The sequence below is a fragment of the Salinivibrio sp. AR640 genome (assembly GCF_001995405.1).
GTDB classification, from domain to species: Bacteria; Pseudomonadota; Gammaproteobacteria; order Enterobacterales; family Vibrionaceae; genus Salinivibrio; species Salinivibrio costicola.
Genome location: NZ_MUFD01000006.1, coordinates 69368 through 95199 on the forward strand (window position 1 = coordinate 69368; position 25832 = coordinate 95199).

General features: G+C 51.1%; 23 protein-coding genes and 1 pseudogene. 9 read left to right on the forward strand and 15 right to left on the reverse strand.

Annotated elements, in window-relative coordinates:
* Positions 1-2: 2 nt before the first annotated feature.
* From BZG75_RS05265 to BZG75_RS05275, 3 genes are all read right to left on the reverse strand, one after another.
* Positions 3-638 carry a lysoplasmalogenase gene (locus BZG75_RS05265; protein WP_077576385.1) on the reverse strand — a complete coding sequence of 212 codons (636 nt, stop codon included), beginning with the start codon at positions 636-638 and terminating at the stop codon, positions 3-5.
* 138 nt (positions 639-776) lie between these two features.
* On the reverse strand, positions 777-1136 hold the full coding sequence (locus BZG75_RS05270; protein ID WP_077576386.1) for a DUF4145 domain-containing protein: 360 nt from the start codon (positions 1134-1136) through the stop codon (positions 777-779).
* Between the two features lie 148 nt (positions 1137-1284).
* The gene (locus BZG75_RS05275; RefSeq protein WP_077576387.1) at positions 1285-2295 is read right to left on the reverse strand and encodes an acyltransferase; all 1011 of its coding nucleotides are present in this window, start codon (positions 2293-2295) and stop codon (positions 1285-1287) included.
* 250 nt (positions 2296-2545) lie between these two features.
* On the opposite strand from BZG75_RS05275, the gene BZG75_RS05280 reads away from it, so the two are divergent.
* The 3 genes from BZG75_RS05280 (at position 2546) to BZG75_RS05290 (ending at position 6227) form a co-directional block, all read left to right on the forward strand.
* Positions 2546-4144: an AbgT family transporter gene (locus BZG75_RS05280; RefSeq protein WP_077461874.1), complete on the forward strand. Its 1599-nt coding sequence runs from the start codon at positions 2546-2548 to the stop codon at positions 4142-4144.
* Between the two features lie 121 nt (positions 4145-4265).
* A complete protein-coding gene (locus tag BZG75_RS05285; protein WP_077576388.1) occupies positions 4266-5288 on the forward strand; it encodes an alpha/beta fold hydrolase in 1023 nt (340 codons plus the stop codon).
* A gap of 135 nt (positions 5289-5423) precedes the next feature.
* Positions 5424-6227: a Cof-type HAD-IIB family hydrolase gene (locus BZG75_RS05290; protein WP_077461872.1), complete on the forward strand. Its 804-nt coding sequence runs from the start codon at positions 5424-5426 to the stop codon at positions 6225-6227.
* A gap of 41 nt (positions 6228-6268) precedes the next feature.
* Here BZG75_RS05290 and BZG75_RS05295 read toward each other — a convergent pair whose 3' ends face one another.
* Positions 6269-6724 (reverse strand): EVE domain-containing protein, encoded by a 456-nt coding sequence (locus BZG75_RS05295; RefSeq protein ID WP_077461871.1) that lies wholly within the window; start codon positions 6722-6724, stop codon positions 6269-6271.
* Positions 6725-6817: 93 nt separating this feature from the next.
* On the opposite strand from BZG75_RS05295, the gene BZG75_RS05300 reads away from it, so the two are divergent.
* On the forward strand, positions 6818-7849 hold the full coding sequence (locus BZG75_RS05300) for a hypothetical protein (RefSeq protein WP_077576389.1): 1032 nt from the start codon (positions 6818-6820) through the stop codon (positions 7847-7849).
* 58 nt (positions 7850-7907) lie between these two features.
* Positions 7908-8618 (forward strand): tRNA-uridine aminocarboxypropyltransferase, encoded by a 711-nt coding sequence (locus BZG75_RS05305; RefSeq protein WP_158009965.1) that lies wholly within the window; start codon positions 7908-7910, stop codon positions 8616-8618.
* Between the two features lie 57 nt (positions 8619-8675).
* Here the strand turns inward: BZG75_RS05305 and BZG75_RS05310 are convergent, their stop codons facing one another.
* The 6 genes from BZG75_RS05310 to ftnA all read right to left on the reverse strand — a co-directional run bounded on the left by BZG75_RS05310 (position 8676) and on the right by ftnA (position 15779).
* Positions 8676-10556, reverse strand: coding sequence for a methyl-accepting chemotaxis protein (locus tag BZG75_RS05310; protein ID WP_077576391.1), 1881 nt, complete (start codon positions 10554-10556; stop codon positions 8676-8678).
* A gap of 344 nt (positions 10557-10900) precedes the next feature.
* Positions 10901-12232 (reverse strand): ATP-binding protein, encoded by a 1332-nt coding sequence (locus tag BZG75_RS05315; protein ID WP_077461867.1) that lies wholly within the window; start codon positions 12230-12232, stop codon positions 10901-10903.
* Between the two features lie 132 nt (positions 12233-12364).
* Positions 12365-13549: an NAD(P)/FAD-dependent oxidoreductase gene (locus BZG75_RS05320; protein WP_021022221.1), complete on the reverse strand. Its 1185-nt coding sequence runs from the start codon at positions 13547-13549 to the stop codon at positions 12365-12367.
* Between the two features lie 76 nt (positions 13550-13625).
* The gene (locus BZG75_RS05325) at positions 13626-14747 is read right to left on the reverse strand and encodes a mechanosensitive ion channel family protein (protein WP_077576392.1); all 1122 of its coding nucleotides are present in this window, start codon (positions 14745-14747) and stop codon (positions 13626-13628) included.
* Positions 14748-14847: 100 nt separating this feature from the next.
* Entirely contained in the window at positions 14848-15195 is a 348-nt protein-coding gene (locus BZG75_RS05330) for a universal stress protein UspB (protein WP_021022219.1), read from the reverse strand.
* A gap of 53 nt (positions 15196-15248) precedes the next feature.
* A complete protein-coding gene (gene ftnA, locus BZG75_RS05335; protein WP_021022218.1) occupies positions 15249-15779 on the reverse strand; it encodes a non-heme ferritin in 531 nt (176 codons plus the stop codon).
* 221 nt (positions 15780-16000) lie between these two features.
* Between ftnA and BZG75_RS05340 the strand changes: the two genes are divergently transcribed.
* The gene (locus BZG75_RS05340; RefSeq protein ID WP_021022217.1) at positions 16001-16426 is read left to right on the forward strand and encodes a universal stress protein; all 426 of its coding nucleotides are present in this window, start codon (positions 16001-16003) and stop codon (positions 16424-16426) included.
* A gap of 143 nt (positions 16427-16569) precedes the next feature.
* Complete coding sequence (locus BZG75_RS05345) at positions 16570-17460, forward strand: carboxylate/amino acid/amine transporter (RefSeq protein WP_077576393.1); 891 nt, start codon at positions 16570-16572, stop codon at positions 17458-17460.
* Between the two features lie 61 nt (positions 17461-17521).
* Here BZG75_RS05345 and fre read toward each other — a convergent pair whose 3' ends face one another.
* From fre to trxA, 5 genes and pseudogenes are all read right to left on the reverse strand, one after another.
* Positions 17522-18238, reverse strand: a complete 717-nt coding sequence (gene fre, locus BZG75_RS05350) for an NAD(P)H-flavin reductase (protein WP_021022215.1) — start codon at positions 18236-18238, stop codon at positions 17522-17524.
* A 161-nt stretch (positions 18239-18399) separates the two neighbouring features.
* Positions 18400-19821, reverse strand: a pseudogene (gene ubiD / locus BZG75_RS05355) (4-hydroxy-3-polyprenylbenzoate decarboxylase); the annotation flags it as partial.
* Between the two features lie 74 nt (positions 19822-19895).
* A complete protein-coding gene (locus BZG75_RS05360; RefSeq protein WP_131825132.1) occupies positions 19896-20915 on the reverse strand; it encodes a hypothetical protein in 1020 nt (339 codons plus the stop codon).
* A gap of 136 nt (positions 20916-21051) precedes the next feature.
* The gene (gene rho, locus BZG75_RS05365; protein ID WP_021022212.1) at positions 21052-22317 is read right to left on the reverse strand and encodes a transcription termination factor Rho; all 1266 of its coding nucleotides are present in this window, start codon (positions 22315-22317) and stop codon (positions 21052-21054) included.
* Positions 22318-22500: 183 nt separating this feature from the next.
* Positions 22501-22827 carry a thioredoxin TrxA gene (gene trxA / locus BZG75_RS05370; RefSeq protein ID WP_021022211.1) on the reverse strand — a complete coding sequence of 109 codons (327 nt, stop codon included), beginning with the start codon at positions 22825-22827 and terminating at the stop codon, positions 22501-22503.
* 112 nt (positions 22828-22939) lie between these two features.
* On the opposite strand from trxA, the gene rhlB reads away from it, so the two are divergent.
* Both rhlB and gppA read left to right on the forward strand, forming a co-directional pair.
* Positions 22940-24250 (forward strand): ATP-dependent RNA helicase RhlB, encoded by a 1311-nt coding sequence (gene rhlB, locus BZG75_RS05375; protein ID WP_077461864.1) that lies wholly within the window; start codon positions 22940-22942, stop codon positions 24248-24250.
* Positions 24251-24279: 29 nt separating this feature from the next.
* Positions 24280-25812 (forward strand): guanosine-5'-triphosphate,3'-diphosphate diphosphatase, encoded by a 1533-nt coding sequence (gene gppA, locus BZG75_RS05380; protein ID WP_077576394.1) that lies wholly within the window; start codon positions 24280-24282, stop codon positions 25810-25812.
* Positions 25813-25832: the final 20 nt, after the last annotated feature.

Below are 25832 nucleotides of genomic sequence, written 5' to 3' on the forward strand. Positions count from 1 at the left end.
GGTTATCCTCCTTGGGCGATCACCACTGAGGCGCTAATCAATGCTTGCGCCACAAAGTAACTCGACATCACCATCGCTTGTGCTGCACGGAACTCACCTTTAAAACGCGCAAAGGCAAGCACCGTATCTGAGAACATGAATAATATTGCTCCCGCAAACGCCATCCCTGCTGCGAGAGAATGGGTGTTCAACCAGTACTCGCCTGCGGCCCATACCATCTGTGTGATCACGGCAATATAGAAAGCAACCGGTAAGGCAAAACGCCCAAGGTTGGGAAGTAGCAAAAGAAAGACGATCACTCCAAGGCCTGAGAGCATGGCGGGTAACCACCACACCATGTGGCCGTCAAATTGTGCCCAGAACGCAAATATATAAACGAGATGTGCGAATAAAAAGCTGGTTAACCCATGGACAAATCTGTCTTTGGGTAGCATTAAAAAGACATCACCGACCACTGACAGTAATAGTGCAACGAATACCCATTGCGCATAATGGGAGACGCTAAGGTGTGCACCAACAATGAGCATCAGCAGCACAATGGTCAGCGGTTTAAAAAGATAAAACTGCCAACGCGGGCCCCGGTAGGCTGCGGAGATATGCAGCAGTCCAGAACAACAGACAGCGAACCAGCTCCACATGATTATCATTCCTTTCACAACAAGGACGCCAAGTCTAGGCAGGTTAGCGAAGATGTCCAGTGTACCTTGATAAGAACAAGATCCAGTTTAAAAAAATCGTAACGTTAACGAGGGGTGACAGTCGCGGCGCGTCGTTCGTTAGCCGCTCCATTGCGGCCAAACTTGCGCGTAAAAACCTATCGCCCCGGCGGTAAACAGCAGAATAAGGGCAGCAGCAAGGCGCCATATTAAGCGGTTGCTTCGCGGTACCAGTTCCGACTCACAATACTTGCTTACCGATATAAATTTACGTATATCATCGACTTGGTAACCGTCTTCATGCACCACTTTATTCCTAATGGTCGCCACGAAGCGCAGCTTTTTGACCACATCATGGGGAAGCCGTTTTTGACTGCTGTCGATAAGCTGGTGGAGCCCTTTCCCTTCCGCGTGGTAGTGCTGGCGCAGTAAGCTTTCTAGGCGCTTACTGTGCTTAATAACCACTGCTACATCATCCATGATCTCTCTCCTTGCTGGCTCACTGCCATCTTTCTAGTATGACGGTTTTTACGCCCTTTAGGGATTCGCGATTTCATGATTGGGATCTGACTCCGTATACATGCTTTCAATTACTTATGACTGCTTTTATCGCAAAAAGTGTCATCCACTAGGGAACCAGCCACGCGGTGATGCGCTGACGCTGTAATAATGCCGTTATCAACGCCGCGCCTGCAAACGCATAAATCGTCAGAGCCGGGATCCATAGCCACGATGGCGATAAAGTGGGCCAGTATGCGCGCACCGGCCAAAGGAAAATCGGATGAATCAAATAAATGCCGAGGCTATAACGACTTAGCGTGGCCACCCATGATGGTGTGGTTCGTCCCTGCCGCCACTGCCGAACCGCCAAAAAGACCGCGGCGCTGATCAGTACCGTGTTGATCGTCGTGTAAGATAACCAGCCTTCGGTGATATAACGCTGGTATTGGATACTGGTACCAAGCACATGGTATCCGGTCATTCCCACGGCGAGTAACCCTAAAAACCACCAAAGAGGCCGCGCGCGAGGGTAATAATGAAGCCAAAATCCCAGCCACAAATAACCGCCATAAAGAATAAAGTCATTCCGCCACCACCCCTGCGCGCCCGATAAATACCAGGCGGTGACGCCCATCCACGCAAGCCCCACCGCTGCCACGCCCGGTGCCGATAAATGCGCGACAATGGGACGCAGTATCGGAATCCAAAGTAATAGCGGGATGTAATAGTAAAAAAACCCCAGGTGATAATAGGTTTCATGGTCGGGCGCAGCGTGTAATGTTTGCGCTACCGTCTGCCAAGAAAAGCCTTCAGCAGTAAGTCCAGACAAGCCCGCGAACAATAGCGACCAAAGCACAAAAGGCACCACCACTTTCATCACCCGACGCTGAATAAAGTGTCTAAGCGTGAACCGGTGCGAGGACGACAACAGCAACACCCCTGAAATCATAATAAATATCGGCACCACCCAGCGGCTGGCGCTATTGAGTCCAACCGCCACGCTCCAATCTGATAAAGCGATCTGACCAATTTCCGTGCGATACGGCCCCAAGACATGAATCGCGACCACAAATAATGCGGCCAACACGCGAAGTACATCGAGATACGCAATATGCTCTTGATGTTGCGCTGGTTGCATTTGTTAACACCTTTAACCATCTGAGTGAACAAGACGAACTTCATAATACGCCAAATTGAAGTCAAAAGACTGCTCATTCACGACAACTTACAGTCAAGTATGTCAATTTTTATGCCAAAAACTAGCACACAGATCGGCTTATTACGTTAAAAGTTAGTATTTAATGTTGATATTTAGTTTAAAAAACAATTAACATCCGGCCTTCTTTCCCATTGACGGGAAGTGCAGTACTAACATGGAGACGAATGACATGCACTCAAACACCTCCGAGCAACGGGGCGGCCCACATAAACGCACGCTGTTTACGCGTTTTCTCGATACCGTCGAGTGGCTCGGCAACTTATTACCCCATCCTGTGACCTTATTCGCAATTTTCTGCGTCGCCATTCTGCTGGCATCGGGTGTCGCCGGTTACTTTGATGTTTCAGTGGCGGATCCGCGTCCAGAAGGCGCAAGCGGGCGTGCCGCCGATGGCATGATCTACGTGCAAAGCTTGCTTAATGCCGAAGGTTTGCAAATGATCGTCACCAATTTGGTGAAAAACTTTACTGGCTTTGCGCCATTAGGCACCGTATTGGTTGCTATGTTGGGTGTCGCAGTAGCCGAGCATTCTGGCTTACTCTCAGCATCAATGCGTGGTTTAGTGATGGGCGCCTCTCGCCGTACCGTCACCTTTACCATTGTCTTTGCAGGTATTATCTCTAACACCGCCTCAGAGCTCGGTTATGTGGTCTTAATTCCGCTCGCGGCGATGATCTTTCACTCGTTAGGCCGCCACCCACTTGCCGGCTTGGCAGCAGCATTTGCCGGGGTGTCGGGCGGCTATTCAGCTAATTTATTGCTGGGGACCGTCGACCCATTGCTCTCCGGGATCACCGAATCTGCTGCACAAATGATTGATCCCGAGTACACCGTGGGCCCAGAGATGAACTGGTACTTTATGTTTGTCTCCACCTTCTTTATTGCCTTTGTCGGCGCCTGGATAACCGATAAGATTGTTGAGCCTAAGCTTGGACCTTATGACCAAAGCCAAGCGTCTGAAGACATTTCTGCGGCCTCGGCCAGTAAGCTTAATGATGACGAAAAACGCGGCCTGCGTAATGCGGGGATTGCGGTGCTGATTGTCAGTGGTATTTTAGCGCTCACCATTGTCCCAGAGTGGGGAGCACTGCGTCATCCCGAGACCGGTGACGTGGCGGGATCTCCGTTCTTGAAAGGGATTGTCGCCTTTATCATGGTGTTCTTCGCGGTACCGGGTATCGTGTTTGGTCGTACGGTTGGTACCATCAACAACGATCGTGATGTGATTGACTCGATGTCGAAATCGATGAGTGCGATGGGGATGTACATCGTACTGGTGTTCTTCGCCGCTCAGTTTGTCGCCTTCTTTAAGTGGACCAACTTCGGCCAAGTGATTGCCGTCGGCGGCGCAGACTTTCTGCAAACCATTGGTTTAACCGGCCCTGCGTTATTCTTTGCCTTCATCTTGATGTGTGGCCTGATTAACCTCTCAGTCGGCTCGGCATCGGCACAATGGGCCATCACCGCCCCCATCTTTGTACCGATGCTAATGCTGGTCGGTTATGCCCCAGAGACCATCCAATCGGCGTACCGGATCGGCGATTCAGTGACCAACATTATTACCCCGATGATGAGTTACTTTGGGCTGATTTTGGCGGTAGCTTGCCGCTATGTGAAAAACCTGGGGATTGGTACCTTAATAGCCACCATGCTGCCTTACTCGATGATCTTTATGGTCGGGTGGAGTATCTTGTTCTATGTGTGGGTTTTTGTTCTCGGTTTACCGGTCGGCCCGGGCGCAGAGACGTATTACAACTTTAACCAATAATCGTCTTTGATTCTTTACCAGGCAAGCCGATCACGCTTGCCTTTTTTCCCTCTTAAGTGGGATTTTCATCCTTCCTCGAAGACGGTTATAGTAACGCTATCTCAATGATGGTGGCCAACAAATGACAACTCTTGCCGACAGTCAGGACCAACCGGCTTGCGACGCTCACTCTCTTGCCCGCGAGGCACAACTGAGTGAGACGTTTAAACACAATATTACGCCCTTTTGGCAGCAACGTGAGCATGGATTTTTCCATGGAGAAAGTGGCTTGCGTCTGCATTGGTGTAGCTTTACGCACCCACAACACACGCGTGCAGTCGTGGTGGTAAATGGCCGCATTGAAAGCGTAATGAAGTACCAAGAGATCTTTTATGACCTCTTTCAAATGGGCTATGACGTTTACAGCTTTGATCATCGCGGCCAAGGTTTATCAGAGCGTTTAGTCATTAAACCGCGCGATTTGGGACATGTTGAACGTTTTGACGATTATGTCACCGATCTCGCGACCTTCATGCAAACCATTCGGGCGCATCGTCATTATGATCAGACCTTCATGCTAGGTCACTCGATGGGGGGCGCCGTTGCCACACTCTATGCGCATCAGTATCCGAACGCGCTTGCAGGATTAGCCATGACCGCGCCCATGTTTGGCGTACAAGTGAGTCCCTGGCTCGGCCGTATCGCGCCTTGGCTTTGTCGCTCGATGGCACGCTATCAACACCCACCGCGTTTTGGGCCAGGGCAAGTGGGCTATCGTCATGTGCCGTTTGAGCAAAACCGCCTGACTCACTCGCGAGCACGCTATGCCTGGTTTCGCCAGCTATATATCAACCAACCCCAGTTACAAATCGGTGGACCGAGCGCGCGCTGGATTGCCGAAGGCATGGCCGCAGGCGAACAATGCTTAGCGGTCGCATCACAATTAACGACGCCAACATTTATCTGCCAAGCTGGTGGCGAGCAAATCGTCTCTAATCCAGCCATGTCGCAATTTCATTTTTTACGCCAACAGGCCAATCAACCCAGCCAATGGCAGTTTTTTGCGGGGGCACGGCATGAGATCCTATTTGAAACCGACACCCATCGTATTGCCGCTTTATCCGCGATACGCGACTTTTTTGATCGCCAATGCGAGGATCGCTAATGCAAGCTCTCGGCTCATCCATGGGGTCACTAAAAGCGGAAATCAAACAGTGATAGTGTTCCCTTTTTAACCGCTACGAGTTGCAGTAGACTCAAAGGATACTGTGATTGTGATCGCCAAACTAATGAGGACATGATGTACAAACTTGTCGCTTCTGATCTCGACGGTACCTTGCTGACGCCTGAGCATCGTATCGCCCCCTATACCAAGCAAGTGCTGGAGCACCTTCATCAGCAAGGTATTCACTTTGTGTTTGCGACAGGTCGCCATCATGTCGACGTTGCTAGCATTCGTGAAACGGTTGGTATTCCAGCTTACATGATCACCTCGAACGGCGCCCGTGTGCACGACAGTGATAACCAGTTGGTTTACCAGCATAATGTTGACCCTGCTATCGTCGCGAGTCTGATTCAAGACGTCAAAGATGATGCAACTGTCACCATTCACTTATACCGTGATGATGAATGGCTACTGAGTAAAATGGACGAAGAACTCGCCCGTTACCATCAAGACTCAGGGTTCCAGGCCCGTGAATTTGACGTCGATAATCCCCCGGTTGATAACGTGGCCAAGATTTTCTTTATCCGCCATGATCATGACTACCTACTGCAGTATGAGCATCAATTTATTGAGCAGTATGGGGATCAAGTCAGCATTGCTTTCTCTACCCCTTTCTGTCTCGAAGTCATGGGGAGTGGGGTGTCAAAAGGCGCAGCCTTAGAGGCCGTCGCCCGTCGCCACCAGCTCAATCTCAGTGACTGTATTGCGTTTGGCGATGGCATGAATGATGTCGAAATGCTGAATGCCGCCGGCCAAGGGCTGGTGATGGCAACGGCACAGGCACGGGTAAAAGCGACTCTTTCAGACAAGGCAATCATTGGCAGCCATGCCGACGAAGCCGTCGCTCGCTATTTAAAAGCCCATTTATTGGATCAGTGACAGCTTCATTGGGCTTACTTTTGGCGCCAGCCTCGCTGTGGTTACTCCCCCACCATGGCGAGGATGGCCTGCCATTGCGTATCCGTCACCGGCATCACACTTAGACGGTTGCCTTTTTTCACCAAGGGCATCTCAGCCAAGGCCGGATTACCTTTCATCTCAGCCAAGGTAATTAACGGTAAATGACGCTGATAGGCCACATCCACCATAAACCACCTCGGTATCTGTGGCGTCGATTTCGGATCAAAATAGCCGCTTTGTGGCTCAAACTGGGTATGATCGGGATAACACGCACGCACCACGGTCGCCACGCCGACTACCCCAACGTGCTTGCAGGATGAGTGATAAATCAACACCTGATCACCGACCGTCACCTCATCACGCAGCATATTTCGTGCTTGATAATTGCGCACCCCTTCCCAGCATGAAACCTTTTGCTGCTTTAAGGTGTCTATGGAAAACGTATCTGGCTCGGTTTTAAATAACCAATAACGCATGCTAGCTTGCTCTTCATCCAACCCTAACGGCAATCTTGCCCGCCAGCTTGAATCGGCGCAAGTCTGTCTATCGTTTATCACAAGGAGTTTATCGTGCCATCCACTCGTCATCTGTTCGTGATTACCGCTGTGAGTGTGCTCAGTTTGGTGGGATGCAGCCAATCTTCTGGCCCTATAGAGCTTGGGCACCGTAGCGATGTCGTTGCCTCGGGACTCAGTCAGTCGCCGATTCCTTTTATACAAAGCGGTCGCATCGCCGTGAGTCCCGAAACAGCCAGTTTTACCCCCTGCGGCAGCCAACAACAGTACTGGCTCGATTTAACCAGCGAACAGCGCGCGGCACTTGACCAGCATGAGGCGTCGGTTTATGCCGAATTTGAAGGCTTTTTCACCCCTGTCTCTCGCCGAGGTTTTAGTGCCGATTACCCCGCCGCCGTCACCGTTTCGCGCTTAAACATGCTGACAAGTGAGCTAAAAGGTTGTGCTCAACCGCGTAATACTGTGCTGGCCGAAGGCAGTGATCCCCAACTTTGGTCCGCCGCGGTAGGAAAAGGACATGTAGCGTGGGAAAGTGACAATGATACCCAAGAGGTTCCCCTATCCGACTATCAGTTGGACGATGAACAGGCACAGTTTAGCAGTAAAGAGGCCGTTCTCACTCTCACCCTCAACGGCTGCCAACAAAGCGAACACACCCTTTATGGCTGGCAGGCTCGTTTAAAAACAGCCCAAAATACCTTCCAAGGCTGCGCGGTTCTGCCTTCAGCCGATACCAGCCAACATTGGACGGGACAGTATCAAGGGATTAGCCAGCACTCGGGCCAACCAACACTGACCACCCAACTGACGTTACTGCCTGACCACAGCGCCATCACTACCTATCACCCGCAAGGGGAAGCCGTGACTAAAGAAACCGGGGTTTGGCAGCCGGTCGCTAACAATAAGGTACAAGTACTGACCACTCGTAGCGGCGAACAAATGGTAGTGTCTGAGCGTATTTATCAACGCAACGGCTTGTCCTTGACCGCAACCGAAGAGACATTTAATGGCAATACGTATCCTTTGGGCCCTGAAGGGTTAACACTTAAGCGTCAGGTCGATGGCGCGGACAGCAGACAACAATGACCTGGTATTCGTGGCTGGGCTTGCGCACAATAGCGCGCTATTAACCAAGGAGACAATCATGGCCCGTTCGCCCTGCCGCCAATGCGGTTTTACCTATCACTGTATCTGTCACTGCTATTGGCCGCTTGAAAGCCAATTGCAATGCGTGCTGGTGATGCACGAAAACGAAGCGGCGCGCCAATCCAACACCGGCAAACTGGTTAAAGCAGCGCTGCCCCACACTCAGATAGAGATTTGGCAACGCAAACAACCACCGCAAGCCTTGCTCGACAGCTGGGCACGCGGTGATGTGTCACCTTGGTTGTTGTTTCCCAGTGATGATGCCGTCCCGGCAGATAGACTCTTCGCTGGCCCGGCTCGGTCTGTCTCTTGCGAGAATAGGTTAGTCTCTTGCGCGGATAGGTCAGTCTCTTGCGCGGAGACGTTAGCCGCCACGAATGCGCCTCGCGCGCCGTTACAGTTTGTGGTGCTGGATGCGACTTGGCAGCAGGCGCGAAAAATACTCAATAAAAGCCCATGGCTCAATCGTCTGCCGCGGGTCAGTTTGCCGTCGACAGCCGCCTCGCAATATACGCTCAGGCGCAACCAGCCACCTGGACACCTGTGTACCAGTGAAGCGGTGAGTGCATTACTACGAAGCCGAGGCGACGTGGATGCCGCCACGCAGCTGGACCATTTTCTTGCCCACTTTATCGAGAGCTACGAGGCCGACCGCCATCATCAAACCGAGCCTCTCCCCGCCGCCAAGGTGCTGACGCCAAAAGAATGAACAAAAAAACGCCGAGCACAGCGCGCTGCCATGCTCGGCGTTTAAGCGGTTTATAGGTTACAGCTTAAAGCGACTGATCTCTTGCTCGAGGCTATGAGAAAGCTCGGATAACGTCGCGGCTTGACGCGCGGCTTCATCGGCTTCTGTCGATAGCTCATTCGACACATCGCGAATGCCCTCTGAGTTGCGGGTGATTTCCGAGGTCACGCTCGACTGCTCTTCCGCCGCCGAGGCAATTTGGGTGGCCATATCGCTAATTTGGCTCACCGCCGCAACAATTTGGCTCAGGCTTTCATGCGCAACGCTCGCCTCATCGACACTGGCATGTGCCCGTTGTTGGCTATTTTGCATCATGGTCACCGCTTTACCGGTCGCTTGCTGCAAGGTATCAATCATTTGCTGGATTTCGGTGGTTGAGGCATGGGTGCGTTGACTCAAAATACGCACCTCATCCGCCACCACCGCAAAGCCTCGGCCTTGCTCGCCCGCACGCGCCGCTTCGATCGCGGCATTCAGCGCCAACAAGTTCGTTTGTTCGGCCACACTCTGAATGGTCGATAAGATACTCGTGATGCTGTGCGCGTGTTGATCCAACTCACCAATCACACCGGTGGCCGCCTCGACGTCATGCGCCAACTCGGTGATAGCGTGCTTACTTTGCTCCACTTGTTGGCCGCCATCGTTGGCAACGCTTTCGGTCTCTTGGGCAGTGCGTGCGGTGTTATCGGCATTGCCGGCAATATCTTGGGTCGCCGAGGCCATTTCATGGATAGCGGTCGCCACCATATTGATTTCATCTTGCTGATGACCAATACGGGTGGAACGCTCTTCCGCTTGCGCCGCGGTCAGCTCGGCTTGTTGCTTGAGCGAGCCAGACAGCTGGCGCAAATGCGACACCATGGTGTGCATGTTGCCGACAAAGCGGTTGAAGTTATTGGCCAGTTTACCAATTTCATCATTACTGTGTGGCTCAAGGCGCTGGGTTAAGTCCCCTTCACCGGAGGCAATTTCTTCTAGCGCGGCGGACACATTGAGCAAGTCACGGAACAACACATGCATCAACCACGTCACAGCACCGGCCACCAGCAAGGTGATAACGAGGGCTGTCAGTATAAGATCGAACAAGGCATCACCCTGGCTGGCGTATTCGGTGCGCTTATCCAGTTCAATCGCCAGCACCCAATCGGTGTTGGGAACCGACGCAAAATAAAACAGTTTATCAACCCCATCGACAGGCAGTTCCACCAGCGATTGCTGTGCCAACGCCTGACGCACGCGGTTTTCATTCAGCTCAGGAGACAGGCTGCGATACGGTTTTAGCAGGCGCGCTTTGTCTTTGTGGGCAAGGAAGGTGCCATCGGCGCCTAACAACATCGCGTTCGCATTTTTGCCCACGTTTAATTGAGTCACGTCACGGATCAGCTGGTCAATCAACACATCTGCGCCCACCACACCGATCAATTCGCCATTACGACGCACCGGCTCGGCCAAAGTCACCAACATCGCACCGGTAATCGCATCACTGTAAGCGGTGGTAATCATCGGGCTACCTGCACTCACGGCTTGCTTGTACCACGGACGGAGGCGAGGGTCATAATCATCGCGGTTGCGCTCTGGGCGCGAGCGATACATGGCACCTTTTGGGGTACCAAAGTAGATATCGTCAAACCCACCGGCCTCACGCGCTTGCTGTAAATAACTCACACGATGGCTACTGCTGGTGTAATCGGTAAAGGCGCTGGTGATATCAGCACGGATTTGCACCCAACCGCTGATCGATTCAGTCGCCGCATCGGCGATACCACTGACGCGGCTATAGATGCTCGACTGGGTTTGGGCTTGAATTTGGCTTACAGCAAGCCAGGTGAGAAAGGCGGCCATCAGCAATACAGCAGATAAGCATGCCCCAATTAATTTTTGTTTTAGTGATAACTGCATGGGAACGGCTCTCAAAGCAACGACAGGTTAATTCCAAACTCCCCGATAACCGAGGTAGCAATAGTGAACAGCCGTCACCCCGTCCCTAGGGTACCGCGAGCTTATCCAGCGCGTCGCGGGTTCACAGCGCCGGATAATTTTTATCCGACATGGCAAGCGCGCGCTAATGTAACAGCGCGCAAGAAAGATTGCTATTTTTTAGACAAAAAACAGTCAACTAGAGAATATTTAGAATAAAGATCACATAAACCAATCATCGCTTATGATATGCAGTTTGTTGTAAATAACACAAAAGCAAGCATCTGAGGATTGGGGATTCCTCGCAAGACCGACAGAAACGCGGCCTATTGGCGGACCTCAATAATAACTCGGCTATCTGCATATGAATCAATCAGCGCACCTATCTTTTTCGTATTCTCTGAGTCGAGAAACGCATCCCATTCATCCAGAATCAAGTGACCCGAGCTATTTTCCAGTAACCACTGAATACTCTTGGCGGAGTACATACCATCAGACAGTATTGCTGAATCATCCCAAGGCCACAGTAAGCGCTTAGACGGGTTGAAGTAGAGATAATCATTTTTGGCGCAGAGGTGCCTTAAGAAAGAAGTTTTTCCAGATCCGTTTTCTCCAACAACGCGAAAACGGCCCTCCTGCGCTTGAGCAAGGTTCACGGTATCAACGCTCTCGTTATCTTTAAGGATCGCGATATTCCATTGTGGCTGGTAAAGCGGCTTATTTTTCGAAAAACACGTCATCACCGACAGCTGGCCTTTGATAGACGGAAAAGAGATTAACAAGCTAACAATATCCGACGCAGAATTTAAAAGATGATAAATGCGTGTGAGGTTAACAATCGACGCCACCTTTACCTCCATCGGGACACTGCTAGACGTAAAAATGAACAGTAATACACAGGAAGTTGGCGCAAGCGCGAGCAAGGAAGAAACCAACAATGCCTTATACCTAAACACAGCCTCTTTGATTCTCAGCCCTAAGTATTTCGCTTTCCCTTCCTCGAACCGCGTTTGATAAGCCAATGCATTCACCGACGAACCAAAATGTACATTGTCATGGATAGTCGATAACGTTGACGTCAGTGATGAACCCGCTTTATGGGTGGTGACGGCGTTATTTTCCAGATGCGAGGAAATGAGTTTATTGAACCCCAAGATAAGCAGCACACTGATCATAACGCTGACAAAAAAACGCCAATCAATAAAAGCGGTGATCATTAGCAGACTCAGGAAGAAGTTGAGCCCAGACGACATCCCCCAAAAGGCATAGCCAATAAAGTCAGAAATCGCACTCTTTCCCTGAGAAACGTACACGCCCAGCGTATGGTCGACTGTGCGACTGTCAGTGCAAGATTGATAGCGTTTAGTCGCGGATTGCCAAAATCGACTCAGTGATTCACACAACCACTTTTCTTTATACACATCAGAAAAGTAGCCGATTATATAGGGAAGAATCATCGCGACAATGTAGAGGAATACCCAGAGCTTCAATGCTTCATAATGTTGATTAATTTCAAGAATATAGCCTGAAACCATCACAGAGGCGAAAATAGAAAAAGCAATCGATGACTGGTGAAGCAGCACAAATAGAAACGTATAGAGCGTGTTTTTATTCGATACACCACGGCATATCTCTCTCACGCTTAGAAAAGAAATCACTCACCACTCCTTGGCTCTACTTAAGGAAAAACGGGGAGTCTTCATCCTTTATCCACCCCGCAGCAGATTCTCTACGTGATTAGCGATTAAGCAATAAATTCAGTAAGATAATGTGCATCCAAGCATGTTTTTTTATACATGCTGCCCGGCTACCCAGCCGGAGCTCCAAGCCCATTGGAAGTTATAGCCGCCGAGCCAGCCGGTGACATCAAGCACTTCACCGATAAAATACAGGCCGGGAATATCTCGCGCTTCAAGGGTTTTCGAGGAAATTGCGTGGGTATCCACCCCACCAAGCGTCACTTCTGCGGTGCGGTAACCTTCAGTGCCATTTGGGGCAATGGACCACTGGTGAAAGTAGTAATGAAGCTGATCGAGCTGCTTGTCATCGAGCTGCTTGAGCGGTTTATCCGGCAAGCTATCGCGCGCAATCAAGACCTCGACCAAGCGTTTGGGGAATAGGCGAGACAGTGAGGTTTTTAAGGTTTGGTTGGGGTGCTTATCACGCATCGCCACCAGCACGTCTTTTAGCGACTCACTGGGGAGTAAATCGATGGTGACCGCTTCGCCCGGTTGCCAAAACGAGGAAGTTTGCAACACCGCCGGTCCCGATAAGCCGCGGTGGGTAAAGAGCAGGTTCTCGCTAAAGCAAACGCCAGACTCGGTGGTGATCGAACATGGCACCGACACCCCGGAAATATCGGCAAAGCGCGTTTTGTCCTCTTGGTGCAAGGTATACGGCACCAAGGCGGCGCGAGTGGGCAGCACTTTTAGACCAAATTGCTCGGCAAGCTGGTAACCAAAGGGGGTGGCACCAAGCTTGGGCATGGAAAGGCCGCCCGTGGCGACTACCAAAGACTGGCAGCGTACCGGCTCACCATTGAGTTTGAGGCGAAAGCCAGCTTCTTCTTGCTCGATATCATGCACTTCACAGCGATAGCGTTGACTGATGGTGGCTTGGTCGCATTCGGCCAAAAGTAGGTTAACGATATCTTTGGCGCTGTCATCACAAAACAACTGGCCATGGTCACGCTCGTGATAGGCCACGCCATGGGTCGCCACCAGGCCAATAAAGTCCCATTGGCTGTATTGCGCCAATGCGGATTTGACGAAGTGCGGGTTCTCACACAGGAAATTATTGGCGGTGACGTCATAGTTGGTGAAATTGCAGCGCCCGCCGCCCGAGATCAGGATCTTGCGACCCGGCTTTTTGGCATGGTCCACCACCAAAACGCGGCGGCCACGTTGGCCGGCTTGTGCCGCACACATCAATCCGGCGGCACCGGCACCAATCACAATTACATCATACTCAGTCACACGCTTACCTGTTTATTCTCTGCTCACCCTGTGGGAGCGGCATTGTAGCAGCCCGCACGTGAGCGGCAAGCGCGATTTAACGCGCCTGCGCTTCAGGCGGTGCCATCATGGCACCTGCGTTTTGCTCAATCATACTAGGGTCCATATGCAACATACGGGTTGGGAAGGCAATATCCGCACCGTGCTGATGAATAATTTCAATCACTTTTAATAACACGTCTTGTTTTACCTGATGGTAACGCTGCCAGTTGACCGTTTTGGTGAAGGTGTAAATAAAGAAATCAAGTGAATGCGGGCCAAAACTGTTGAAGTTCACAATCAAGGTTTGCCGCGTTTCAATATCTGCATGCGCTTCTAACATCGCATACACATCATCAATTACCGTACTGATTTTATCGGCGTCTTGATAACGCAGCCCAATGGTTTCGTAAATCCGACGGTTCAGCATCCGCGAGGGGTTTTCCACCACCACGTTACTGAATACCGAGTTGGGCACGTATAAAGGGCGCAAATCAAAGGTGCGCACTACCGTCATGCGAATACCAATTTTTTCCACCGTGCCCTCAATGTTGCGATCGGGGGAGCGCACCCAGTCGCCCACTTTAAATGGCCGATCAAAGTAGATCATCACCCCACCGAAGAAGTTGGAGAGCAAATCTTTGGCGGCAAGACCGACAATTAAGCCCCCCACACCACCAACCGTGAGTAACCCGGAGACACTGACACCCAGGCTTTGTAGCAGCGTAATCACGCCAATGCAGACGGCGAGTGCGCGTAAGACGTTACCAATGGCGTTAATCGTGGTGTGATCACGGCGCCCTTCGTCAAATAACAGCTGCTCACCACTGTTGACCAATCGGAGCAAAAACCAGATCAATAAGAACACGACCAGCAGCTCTCTGATCACGCTCACCCAGCTTAAATTCAAGTGACCTGCGGTATTATCAAGAAAAATTTCTAGCGCATGAAACGCAGGCCAGCCCCAGATTAAGAGGGAAAATGGCGTATCAATCGCGGGCCACAACACATCATCCCAACGTGTTTGCGTGCGCTCTGCCAGTGCCTTTAAGCGCCCCATCAACACACGCCATATCGCCCAGACGACGGCTCCAAGCCCCATCAAAATGACAATATCTGAGATCCAGTCCCACGCGGCGGCTTGATAGAGTGACTGCCACCATTGGATTAGGCTTTGCATGCTTCCCTCACGATTACGGTGTCTAGGCGTTTATGCTTGTCAGACTAACAAAAAAAATGCTGACCAAGGTCAGCATTTTGTCTAAAGAATGGTTATCCGTTTACCAGCCCGCAAAAGCGACAAGAAAAAAGGTCGCGAGCAAGGCACCGGACAGGGCAACATTAAGCGTGAACAGATGACGTACCTTATTGCATTTACCCACAAATGCCGCATCGTGATGATGAAGGTACTCTTGGCTGCGAATATATTGGTATAAACGTTTTTGTCGCGAGATATCGCCTTGGGGCGATAAAGTGAAGAAGTTGCTCTCACGACGACAGATTTGCTGGTAAAGCAACGGGTTGGCATCACGTAACATCACCACCAATGCCCGCAATGACGATACATAGCGTGCGATATTTATCACTGTCACTGTGAACACAGCCACAATTAGGATATCACCGTTCATAATCCTCTCCCTTCACTACACTGGATGGCGCTTCAGAGGGAGAGGTTACGTAATTACTGCCCCGCTGAGCTGTCCATCACTGACGTTGATTCTTCAACTGCCATGGATGCCAAGTCTTTGTCGATAAAGAACAGAGCCTTGCCATCTTCGCCGACTAACTCGATCTTATCGAGTACGCCTTTAAACAACTTCTCTTCTTCGTGTTGCTCCGCGACATACCACTGCAAGAAGTTAAAGGTAGAATAGTCTTGCGTGGTAAACGCGGCATGCGCCAAGCTGTTAATTTTTTCCGTGATTAAGCGCTCGTGCTGATACGTTTCGCGAAACACTTCACCTAACGAGGAAAATTCGTGACGCGGTGCATCAATCGACCCCAAGATAGGCATGGCCCCTGTCTCGCTCACATAAGTAAACAGGCGCTGCATATGCTGCATTTCTTCCTGTGCGTGTTTATGTAAGAATTTTGCCGCGCCTTCGAAACCCTGATCCTCACACCAAGCGCTCATTTGTAAGTATAGGTTTGATGAGAAAAACTCCAAATTGATCTGCTCATTGAGCCTGTCAACCATGGCAGGTGCTAGCATATAAAACGTCCTCTTTATTGGGGGTTAGCTGCCATTCTGACCAGCAGCACGTCGGTTTTCAAGCGGATTACGCCGGTAATGTCCAGCGTGACCGATTCTTATATCGAATTTATGACCCGCCTCATTGTCGAATTCTTAATCGGAATGCGATCACAGTGACGGATTTTGCCTCTCAAGCTGGTTAAACTGCGTTTATAACCTCGCATAAAAAGGATAACTCTATGTCATACAAGCATATTTTGGTTGCGGTTGATTTGTCAGATGACAGTGAAAGACTGTTGAAGAAAGCTGACGCACTTGCCTTCGCCTTGGGCGCACAACTGTCGTTGGTTCATATTGACGTCAATTATGCCGAGCTCTATACCGGACTGATTGATATTAACTTAGTCGAATCACGTAACCGAGTGATTGAAGAAGCCCAGCAAAAACTCAATCAACTGGCCAGCGACGCACAAAGCACGGTCACACACACCTTGGTCAGTAGCGGTGATTTAGCGGAAGAGATCACCGAGTCGATTCAAAACATGGGGATTGATTTGGTGGTCGTCGGCCATCATCAAGATTTCTGGAGCTCGTTGTTGTCGTCAACTAAACAACTGCTGAATAAAACGCCCGTTGATCTTTTGATGGTGCCCATCCGCGACTAAACCCTCTTCGCTAACCACTCTCGACAGAAGGCGGGTCATTCTGCCTTCTGCGCTTTTAACCATACGCTGACTGGGAACCGATTGCGTCCTAGAAGCGAAACGGTACACTGCCCTTTTACTCTCTTTATCGAAGGAACCGAGTTATGGGGTATCTTAGCGGCGTGACACTGCTGTGGGCCTTTTCGTTTAGCCTAATTGGCGTGTATCTAGCCGGCCAAGTCGACAGCTACTTTTCTGTATTGATGCGTATCGTGCTGGCAGGATTGGTGTTTTTACCTTTCTTACGTCCTCGCCAAGTGCGCCCGGCGTTTGCCGCCAAATTGATGTTAGTCGGCGCGTTTCAGCTTGGCATCATGTACTGTTTCTTCTATCAGTCCTTCTTATTCTTATCGGTACCAGAAGTGCTGTTGTTTACCGTTTTTACTCCGCTTTATGTCACCTTAATTTACGATGCGTTGAAAAGGCAGTTCAGCGCTTGGTACCTGCTCACCGCGGCCATCGCGGTGCTTGGCGCCGTAGTGATCCGCTATGCCACTGTCAATCCGGACTTTCTGGTTGGTTTTTTAGTGGTACAAGGTGCAAATTTGTGCTTTGCGATTGGGCAGGTTGGTTACAAATACTTGATTGAGAAAGAGCAAACTCAGCTACCTCAGCATGCGGTATTCGGTTGGTTTTATCTTGGCGCCTTAGTGGTGGGCGTGCTGGCTTTCGCCTTGCTCGGAAACAGTGATAATCTGCCTTCTACGCCAACCCAGTGGGGAGTGTTGATTTATCTAGGCACCATCGCCTCTGGGCTGGGCTATTTCTTTTGGAATAAGGGTGCAACCCTGGTCAATGCTGGGGCGCTCGCAGTGATGAACAACGCGCTGATCCCAGCCGGCATTGTGGTGAACGTGCTGATTTGGAACCGCGACGCGGATATTTTGCCGTTACTCAGCGGCGGGGTGCTGATTTTAGCCGCGCTGTGGTTTAACCAAACCTGGGTCAAGCGCCGCGTCGACGCCCAACGGAATGCCGCCCCAAAGCCTCAGTAACCCGAACGTAAAACAGGCAGGGAAACCCCTGCCTGTTTATTTACCCGAGAGCCAACCCTAATCAGATAAAGGCAAACGCGTCTGAGTAGAGATGATCACGACTCACGCCGCGCTCTTTGCAGAACATATCACGTGCCACGCCTGCCATTTCAAAGCGCCCGGCAATATAGATATCGTAAGCGCCGAGGCTAACAAAATCTTCCATCACCGCTTCTAATACATTCCCTACTTTGCCTCGCCATTCGCCTTCCGCCTGTTCAACCACAGGCATAAAGGTAATATTGCGATGCGATTCAGACAGTGCTTGCAGCTCGTCATGCGCGTAAAGCTGGCACGGGTTGCGTGCCCCCCAATAAATAAAGATCGGAGACTGTATTCCTTGATTAATACAGTGATCGACCATGCTGCGAACATACGAAAAACCGGTTCCGCCGGCAATCAACAGCAAGGGACGCTCACTCTCACGCAACCAAGCATCGCCGGCCGGTTCGGTGATTTCAAAGCTCGCTTCACCGCTTTCTAGCACGGCTTTGGCTTTTTCGACCACTTCCAGCGCGAACGGATTTTCATCGGCGGCGCCCACATGGAGCTCGAGCTCACCGCCGTCTTGGCGACATGGACTACTCGCCAGTGAAAACGGGCGTTTATCTTTTTCGCCCATTACCGCCATCACATATTGCCCAGGGTGATAGCTCACCGCCTGCTGAGGCTTTAGGACAATGCGGTAAGTGTGACACGCCAGCGACTCAACGGCGGTCACTTCACATAGTATCGACATTCTGTTCCTCTGTTCGTTTTGCTACAGCCGTTGAGGTTATGAGAGGCGGTATCACTACCGCCTCAGGCTGTGTTTTTATCATTAACGGTGAATGCTAGCGCATACCAACCGGATTAGTCTAAGATCCCTAATTCGTCCCATATCGCATCGACACGTGCGACCACATCCGGGTCTTTCGCGATCGGTGTGCCCCACTCGCGAGCGGTTTCTCCTTGCCATTTATTGGTGGCATCGAGCCCCATTTTCGAGCCAACGCCAACCACTGGCGACGCAAAGTCGAGCGAATCTATCGGTGTATTTTCCACCATCACGGTGTCGCGCGCGGGATCCATGCGAGTGGTGATTGCCCAAATAACATCATTCCAGTCACGCGCATTCACATCGTCGTCACACACTATCACAAACTTGGTGTACATAAACTGGCGCAAGAAAGACCACACGCCCATCATCACGCGTTTCGCATGCCCTGGGTATTGTTTTTTCATGGTGACCACCGCCATCCGGTACGAGCAACCCTCCGGAGGCAAATAAAAGTCGACAATTTCCGGGAACTGCTTTTGCAAAATGGGCACAAACACTTCGTTCAGGGCCACACCCAGTACGGCAGGCTCATCCGGTGGCCGCCCCGTGTAGGTGCTGTGATAAATCGGCTTTTTGCGCATGGTCAGATGCGTCACAGTGAATACATGGTGACGCTCTACTTCGTTGTAATAGCCAGTATGATCGCCATAAGGCCCTTCGTCAGCATATTCGTTCGGATCGATATACCCTTCCATCACAATCTCGGCACTCGCCGGCACATCCAAATCGTTACTGATGCTCTTTGCCACCTCGGTTTTACTGCCGCGCAACAGCCCTGCAAAGGCATATTCAGACAGGGTATCGGGCACGGGGGTGACGGCGCCGAGAATGGTGGCCGGATCCGCGCCATAAGCAACGCTGATAGGAAAAGGTTCACCCGGATGGGTTTGCATCCAGTCATGCAAATCAAGTGCGCCACCGCGGTGTGCGAGCCAACGCATAATCACTTTGTTTTTGCCGATTTTTTGCTGGCGATAAATACCAAGATTCTGGCGCTTTTTATTCGGCCCGCGCGTAATGGTCAGCCCCCACGTCAGCAATGGCGCCACATCGCCCGGCCAGCAGCGCATCACTGGGATTTTATCCAAATCAACGTCATCGCCGCTAAGCACAACTTCTTGGCAACGCGGACGACGGACTGTCTTGGCGGGCATATTTAACACCTGACGAAACACAGGCAGCTTGTCGAGCGCATCGCGAAACCCTTTAGGGGGCTCAGGCTCTTTTAAGTAGGCCAGCAGTTTGCCGACTTCACGTAGCTCAAGCACATCGTGTCGGCCCATACCGAGCGCCACACGCTTAGGGGTGCCAAACAGATTCGCTAATACCGGCATGTCATACCCGATGGGATTTTCAAACAGAAGGGCCGGCCCGCCCGCTCTTAGGGTGCGGTCGCATATCTCAGTGATCTCTTGGTCAGGATCCACTGGCTGCGTAATGCGTTTAAGCTCACCTTGGGCCTCAAGGTAATCAATAAAATCGCGCAGATCGGAAAGTTTCATATCAGGCTCAATGAGTTAATGGACGCCTCTATGATACCAAGTAAACCGGTATCCGGATCGGTAAAGGGTCGACATTAGCGCGACGACAACGCAGATGCAATGTGCTGGCGGCCAAGGGGGCCAAGCTCGTCACCTAATCCACTTAACCACTCATCTTTTCCAGCTTCGACCAATAATTGTGCCACCTGCTGCCCTTGGCGTAATGATAACTGAGACATCAAAAAGTCAGCGACTGGCGCGGGTAATGGAGAAAGATTCGCCAGTTGTCGAATCGCGGGGCCACGCAGCGATGGGTTATCTGCGGCGGCCATCATTTGTTGCAACGCAAACCCATCATTAGCTCGTTGACGCAAAGCATGCAGTGCATTGAGGCTGTATTGATCGGTACCGCGCCGCCAAAGACGATCATACAGTGCCGGCCGGTCCGTCGCTTGTGCAAGTGCAGCCAAAATCGCGTTATCTGGTAGCCACATTAAGGTGGGATCAGTGAGGTATTGTTCGACCAAATAGGCTAAGCCATCGCTGTCATACTCATCAATCATCGCGACCAATGCATCACGGCGTTGTCGATAACCCGGCTGAGATGGCTTAATCCAGTCAGCAATCACCAATTGGCGATAACTGAGTAACATGCCTAACTCTTGGGTCAGTTGTTGCTCCCGATAACGGTTTAACTGTTGGCGTGCTGCTGCCGCGTAATGGAAGGCAGGGGTCGTGACCCAATAACCGTCTTGCTGGTGACGTAACAAAAAATGGGGTTGTTGCTGACTCAATTCAGCCAGATAACGTCGCCAATGATCGTTGTTCAGTGGCAAGGGTGAAGAGAGTAAACGGTAGAGTGTCGCTTCACGTGTGAGCGGCGGAAGCTGACGAATATGCGCTTTGAGCGCAGCGACATCGTCTTTCGCGAGCAGAGTAGACATGGTACGCATGGCTTTAGCCGTGTTCGCGTTATCTAGCACCTGTTCAATAAAGGTTTGGGTGACGATCTGACCATCCGCGGCTGGCGCATTAGCCGCCAAGGCCGCCGGGCTCGACAAGCTCATGATCCCAAGCCCTATAGCCAACAGTGTCGTACAGTAACGTCTTGCCATCCGTTGCAATCCTATGCCCAGTGTCACGCGTTCGGCGCCACCTTTCCTTGGTCACGTCTATTGTGCGAGCTGGGCCTTGGGTGAGCAATAAAAAAGCACTGCGAATGCGCAGTGCTTAACACTATTGCGTTAGCCGTTACGAGTTTTGTCGCCGCATGGCATCAAAGAACTCATTATTGGTTTTGGACATCGCCAATTTACCAATCAAGAACTCCATCCCTTCAAACTCGCCCATTGGATGCATGATCTTTCTTAAAATCCACATCTTTTGCAGTTCATCGGGTTTAGTAAGTAGCTCTTCACGGCGGGTGCCTGAACGGGTGAAGTCAATGGCAGGGAAAACACGTTTTTCCGCAATCTTACGCGAAAGGTGCAGTTCCATGTTACCTGTCCCTTTAAATTCTTCGTAGATCACTTCATCCATCTTCGATCCCGTATCCACCAGCGCGGTAGCAATGATGGTTAGGCTCCCGCCTTCTTCCACATTACGCGCCGCACCAAAGAAACGCTTAGGACGATGGAGAGCATTGGCATCCACACCACCGGTCAACACTTTGCCCGATGATGGCACAACCGTGTTGTAAGCGCGGGCTAAACGCGTGATCGAATCCAACAAGATCACCACGTCTTTTTTATGTTCAACCAGACGTTTTGCCTTCTCAATCACCATTTCGGCAACTTGCACGTGTCGGTTAGCTGGCTCATCAAAGGTCGAGGCAACCACTTCCCCTTTAACCAGACGCTGCATCTCGGTCACTTCTTCCGGACGCTCGTCAATCAAAAGCACCATCAGTTCGCAATCAGGGTGGTTAAACGCAATGCTCTGAGCAATGTTTTGCAGCAACATGGTTTTACCCGCTTTCGGCGGTGCCACAATCAAACCACGTTGGCCTTTACCGATAGGCGATGCCAAGTCGAGGACACGGGCGGTGATGTCTTCGGTAGAGCCGTTACCGCGCTCCATCACCATCCGCTCGCTCGCGTGTAATGGGGTTAAGTTTTCGAAAAGGATTTTACTGCGGGCATTGTCGGGCTTGTCGCTGTTAACTTGGTTAACTTTTAGTAGCGCGAAGTAGCGCTCGCCGTCTTTCGGCGGCCGAATTTTACCCGCGATGGTATCGCCTGTGCGCAGGTTAAAGCGCCGAATTTGGCTGGGCGAGACATAAATATCATCAGGGCCGGCCAAATACGAGCTGTCTGCGCTGCGCAAGAAGCCAAACCCGTCTTGAAGAATTTCCAGCGCGCCATTGCCAAAAATATCTTCACCGCTTTTTGCGTGCTGTTTGAGGATCGAAAAAATAATGTCCTGCTTACGCAAGCGAGCCAGGTTTTCAAGTCCCATGCTTTCGCCAAGCGCAACCAGCGTCGAGACGGGTTGAGTCTTCAGTTCGGTAAGATTCATAGTGGTGAGTGTCTTGTTTGTCAAAGTTGAGGTCTGAAATTAGTTAGCGTGTCGAGACCAGTGGCATGTTCGAGAGATGAACAGAAGTACAAATTCCGTGCAATAAGGTAGCACCTAAATGGGGTATCGTCTAGTTGACAGAAAAACAACCGCCGCTGTGAGGCAGCGACGGTTACTTTAACATTACAGGTTAGCGTCAAGAAACTCTTTCAGTTGAGTTTTTGACACAGCACCAACTTTAGTTGCTGCCACGCTGCCATCTTTAAAGAGTAGCAGTGTTGGGATACCACGGATGCCGAACTTAGGCGGAGTACCTGCGTTCTGGTCAATGTTCAGTTTTCCGATGGTGACTTTACCTGCATACTCCTCGGCGATTTCGTCCAAAATCGGTGCGATCATTTTACATGGACCACACCATTCTGCCCAAAAATCAACCAAAACAGGTCCTGCAGCTTTTAGAACGTCTGCCTCAAAGCTGTCGTCGGTTAGCTGCATAATTTTGTCGCTCATCTTTTACTCCAATACATGTTTTAGTTACTGGCTAAATTGCGACCAGTAAATTATGGGACTATTTGACTGGATTCGCTTCCGTATTGCAAGCCTAAGCTGATATTCTATCCGGATGAAAATGACGCATATCACAGAGCAGAAATTTGCCGAGCTCGGCTTGCACGCCGATGTTCTTAAAGGCTTGGATGCCAAGGGGTTTACTGAATGTACTCCTATCCAGGCATTGGCATTGCCGGTCCTGCTCACCGGCCAAGACATTGCAGGGCAGGCGCAAACAGGGACAGGAAAGACCCTGGCGTTCCTCGCTGCGACGTTTCATCACCTCCTCACGACCGATGTCCCCGCATCGCGTAAACAAAATCAACCGCGTGCCATCATACTAGCTCCTACGCGTGAGTTGGCGATTCAGATCTATAACGATGCTGAACCGCTTTTGGCGAATACCTCAATCACCGCCGGTCTCGCGTATGGTGGTGAAGGTTACGATAAACAGCAACAAACGTTGGAACAAGGGGTTGATATATTAATCGGCACCTGTGGTCGTATCATCGACTTCCACAAAAAGAAAATTATCGACTTGCACAGCATTCAGGCAGTGGTGCTGGATGAAGCCGACCGTATGTTTGATTTGGGCTTTATCAAAGACATTCGCTTTTTGTTTAACCGTATGCCGGCCCCCAACCAGCGCTTAAACATGCTGTTTTCGGCGACCTTGTCCTATCGTGTACAAGAGCTGGCCTTTGAGCACATGACTAACCCTGAACACGTGGTCGTGGAGCCTGAGCAAATCACAGGACATCGGATTAAGGAAGAGCTTTTCCAGCCATCCAACAAAGAAAAAATGCCGCTGCTACAAACCCTCATTGAAGAAGAGTGGCCCGAGCGCGCCATCATCTTTGCCAATACCAAACATCGCTGCGAATCCATTTGGGCCCATTTAGCCGCCGATAATCATCGCGTAGGTCTGCTCACTGGCGACGTCCCTCAGAAAAAGCGGGTTAAAATTTTAGAGCAGTTTACTAACGGCGAACTGGACCTGCTCGTTGCCACCGATGTGGCAGCACGTGGATTACATATTCCTTTGGTTACCCACGTTTTTAACTATGATCTTCCCGATGATGCGCAAGACTATGTCCATCGCATTGGCCGTACAGGACGAGCCGGCGCCAGTGGCAGCTCAATTAGCTTTGCCTGTGAAGAGTACGCGATAAACTTACCGGCGATTGAAGAGTACATTGAGCACAGTATTCCGGTCAGCGAATTTGATCGTAACGCGCTATTGAAGGATCTGCCGCCGCCAAAGAAAATGGCTAAACGCCCGAATACACAGCGTCGTAGTAACAACAAGAGCGGCAGTAGCAATAATAAAGGCAGCAGCAATAACCGCAACCGGCAGCGCCGCCGTCCACAAAAGTCGGCATAACAGAAAAGAAACATAGGTCAGAGCGCATCATGAGTGGTCACGGAAATACAACATCAACACCGACGCTGTACGCCGCGATTGATTTAGGCTCCAACAGCTTTCATATGCTGGTGGTGCGCCAAGTGGCCGGCAGTGTTCAAACCCTTGCCAAAATAAAGCGAAAAGTACGTCTCGCCGCTGGGATGGATAACCAACAACAGCTCAGCGATGAAGCCATGCAACGCGGCTGGGATTGTTTGGCTCTGTTCGCCGAACGCTTGCAAGACTTTAACACGGACAATATTCGCGTGGTCGCGACCGCTGCGCTGCGCCGTGCCAGTAACGCTGATGCCTTTTTAGCCAAGGCAAATACTTTACTGGGTTACCCTATCGAGATTATCTCGGGCGAAGAAGAAGCGCGCACCATCTATCAAGGAGTGGCGCACACCTCAGGTGGTCCGGGTAAACGCTTGGTCGTCGATATTGGCGGGGCCAGCACCGAGCTGATTATCGGTGAGCAGTTTGAACCGACCTTGTTACAAAGCCTTAATATGGGGTGCGTGACTTTTTTAGAAGACTACTTTGCCAATCGCATACTCAACCAAGCCGCTTTTGAGAATGCGATCGCCGGTGCGAAAGCAGAGTTGGCCCCGTTGGTAGCTCAGTATCGCGAGCTGGGGTGGGACTGTTGTGTTGGCGCCAGCGGCACGGTACAAGCGCTGCAAGAAATTATGGTGACCCAAGGGATGGATGAAGTGATCACCTTGGAAAAGCTTCACCGACTGCGCGATCAAGCGATTGCCTGCGGGCAAATGGACGCACTGGATATTGAGGGGTTAACGCTCGAGCGGGCCTTGGTTTTTCCGAGTGGCCTGTCCATCTTGATTGCCATTTTTGAGTGTTTAGAGGTGACTCGCATGACCCTCGCCGGCGGGGCGCTACGTGAAGGTTTGGTGTACGAAATGATGACCGCGATGCGTCACAGTGATATTCGTGCGCGCACCATAGCTAGTATCCAATCCCGCTATCAGCTTGATGAGGACCACGGGATCAATGTGGCTGCGACCGCACTTGAATTACTTCATCAATGTCCCGCGTCATGGATTCCAGAGCCGGAAGCCGGTAGCCTGCTCCATGCGGCAGCCTGCGTGCACGAAATTGGGTTGAGCATTGGCTTTAAACATGATGGCGACCATGCTGCATATTTAATTACTCATCTCGATTTACCTGGCTTTACCCGTGCACAAAAACAACTGGTTGCCACCTTGTTACGCTATTACCGTGAACAACTGGTATGCATTGATGGCCAACATGCCTTGTCCACCACCAGTGCCAACCGTCTCCTCCGACTACTACGCGTAGCTGTGATTTTATGCCATCGTCGCGACAGTCGCGTTCGGCCAATGATCGGACTCAATGCTGAGGGCGACGCACTCACTTTGGCATTAGATACCACACTGCTTGACGCTAGCCCACTGTTACGCGCGGAGCTAGAGCAAGAGGCGCTGCGTCAATCAAGCCTTGGACAGCCACTCGTCGTGCACGCTCAAGACGCTCACGCTCTATCGCACACACACCTTTAGCAAAACAAAAGGCCCACACC

Excerpts from the sequence above, each read along its gene's own strand:
- BZG75_RS05265 (WP_077576385.1), bottom strand. The coding sequence starts at position 638 with ATGTGGAGCTGGTTCGCTGTCTGTTGTTCTGGACTGCTGCATATCTCC.
- BZG75_RS05270 (WP_077576386.1), bottom strand. The coding sequence starts at position 1,136 with ATGGATGATGTAGCAGTGGTTATTAAGCACAGTAAGCGCCTAGAAAGC.
- BZG75_RS05275 (WP_077576387.1), bottom strand. The coding sequence starts at position 2,295 with ATGCAACCAGCGCAACATCAAGAGCATATTGCGTATCTCGATGTACTT.
- BZG75_RS05280 (WP_077461874.1), top strand. The coding sequence starts at position 2,546 with ATGCACTCAAACACCTCCGAGCAACGGGGCGGCCCACATAAACGCACG.
- BZG75_RS05285 (WP_077576388.1), top strand. The coding sequence starts at position 4,266 with ATGACAACTCTTGCCGACAGTCAGGACCAACCGGCTTGCGACGCTCAC.
- BZG75_RS05290 (WP_077461872.1), top strand. The coding sequence starts at position 5,424 with ATGTACAAACTTGTCGCTTCTGATCTCGACGGTACCTTGCTGACGCCT.
- BZG75_RS05295 (WP_077461871.1), bottom strand. The coding sequence starts at position 6,724 with ATGCGTTATTGGTTATTTAAAACCGAGCCAGATACGTTTTCCATAGAC.
- BZG75_RS05305 (WP_158009965.1), top strand. The coding sequence starts at position 7,908 with ATGGCCCGTTCGCCCTGCCGCCAATGCGGTTTTACCTATCACTGTATC.
- BZG75_RS05310 (WP_077576391.1), bottom strand. The coding sequence starts at position 10,556 with ATGCAGTTATCACTAAAACAAAAATTAATTGGGGCATGCTTATCTGCT.
- BZG75_RS05325 (WP_077576392.1), bottom strand. The coding sequence starts at position 14,747 with ATGCAAAGCCTAATCCAATGGTGGCAGTCACTCTATCAAGCCGCCGCG.
- BZG75_RS05330 (WP_021022219.1), bottom strand. The coding sequence starts at position 15,195 with ATGAACGGTGATATCCTAATTGTGGCTGTGTTCACAGTGACAGTGATA.
- ftnA (WP_021022218.1), bottom strand. The coding sequence starts at position 15,779 with ATGCTAGCACCTGCCATGGTTGACAGGCTCAATGAGCAGATCAATTTG.
- BZG75_RS05340 (WP_021022217.1), top strand. The coding sequence starts at position 16,001 with ATGTCATACAAGCATATTTTGGTTGCGGTTGATTTGTCAGATGACAGT.
- BZG75_RS05345 (WP_077576393.1), top strand. The coding sequence starts at position 16,570 with ATGGGGTATCTTAGCGGCGTGACACTGCTGTGGGCCTTTTCGTTTAGC.
- fre (WP_021022215.1), bottom strand. The coding sequence starts at position 18,238 with ATGTCGATACTATGTGAAGTGACCGCCGTTGAGTCGCTGGCGTGTCAC.
- BZG75_RS05360 (WP_131825132.1), bottom strand. The coding sequence starts at position 20,915 with ATGGCAAGACGTTACTGTACGACACTGTTGGCTATAGGGCTTGGGATC.
- rho (WP_021022212.1), bottom strand. The coding sequence starts at position 22,317 with ATGAATCTTACCGAACTGAAGACTCAACCCGTCTCGACGCTGGTTGCG.
- trxA (WP_021022211.1), bottom strand. The coding sequence starts at position 22,827 with ATGAGCGACAAAATTATGCAGCTAACCGACGACAGCTTTGAGGCAGAC.
- rhlB (WP_077461864.1), top strand. The coding sequence starts at position 22,940 with ATGAAAATGACGCATATCACAGAGCAGAAATTTGCCGAGCTCGGCTTG.
- gppA (WP_077576394.1), top strand. The coding sequence starts at position 24,280 with ATGAGTGGTCACGGAAATACAACATCAACACCGACGCTGTACGCCGCG.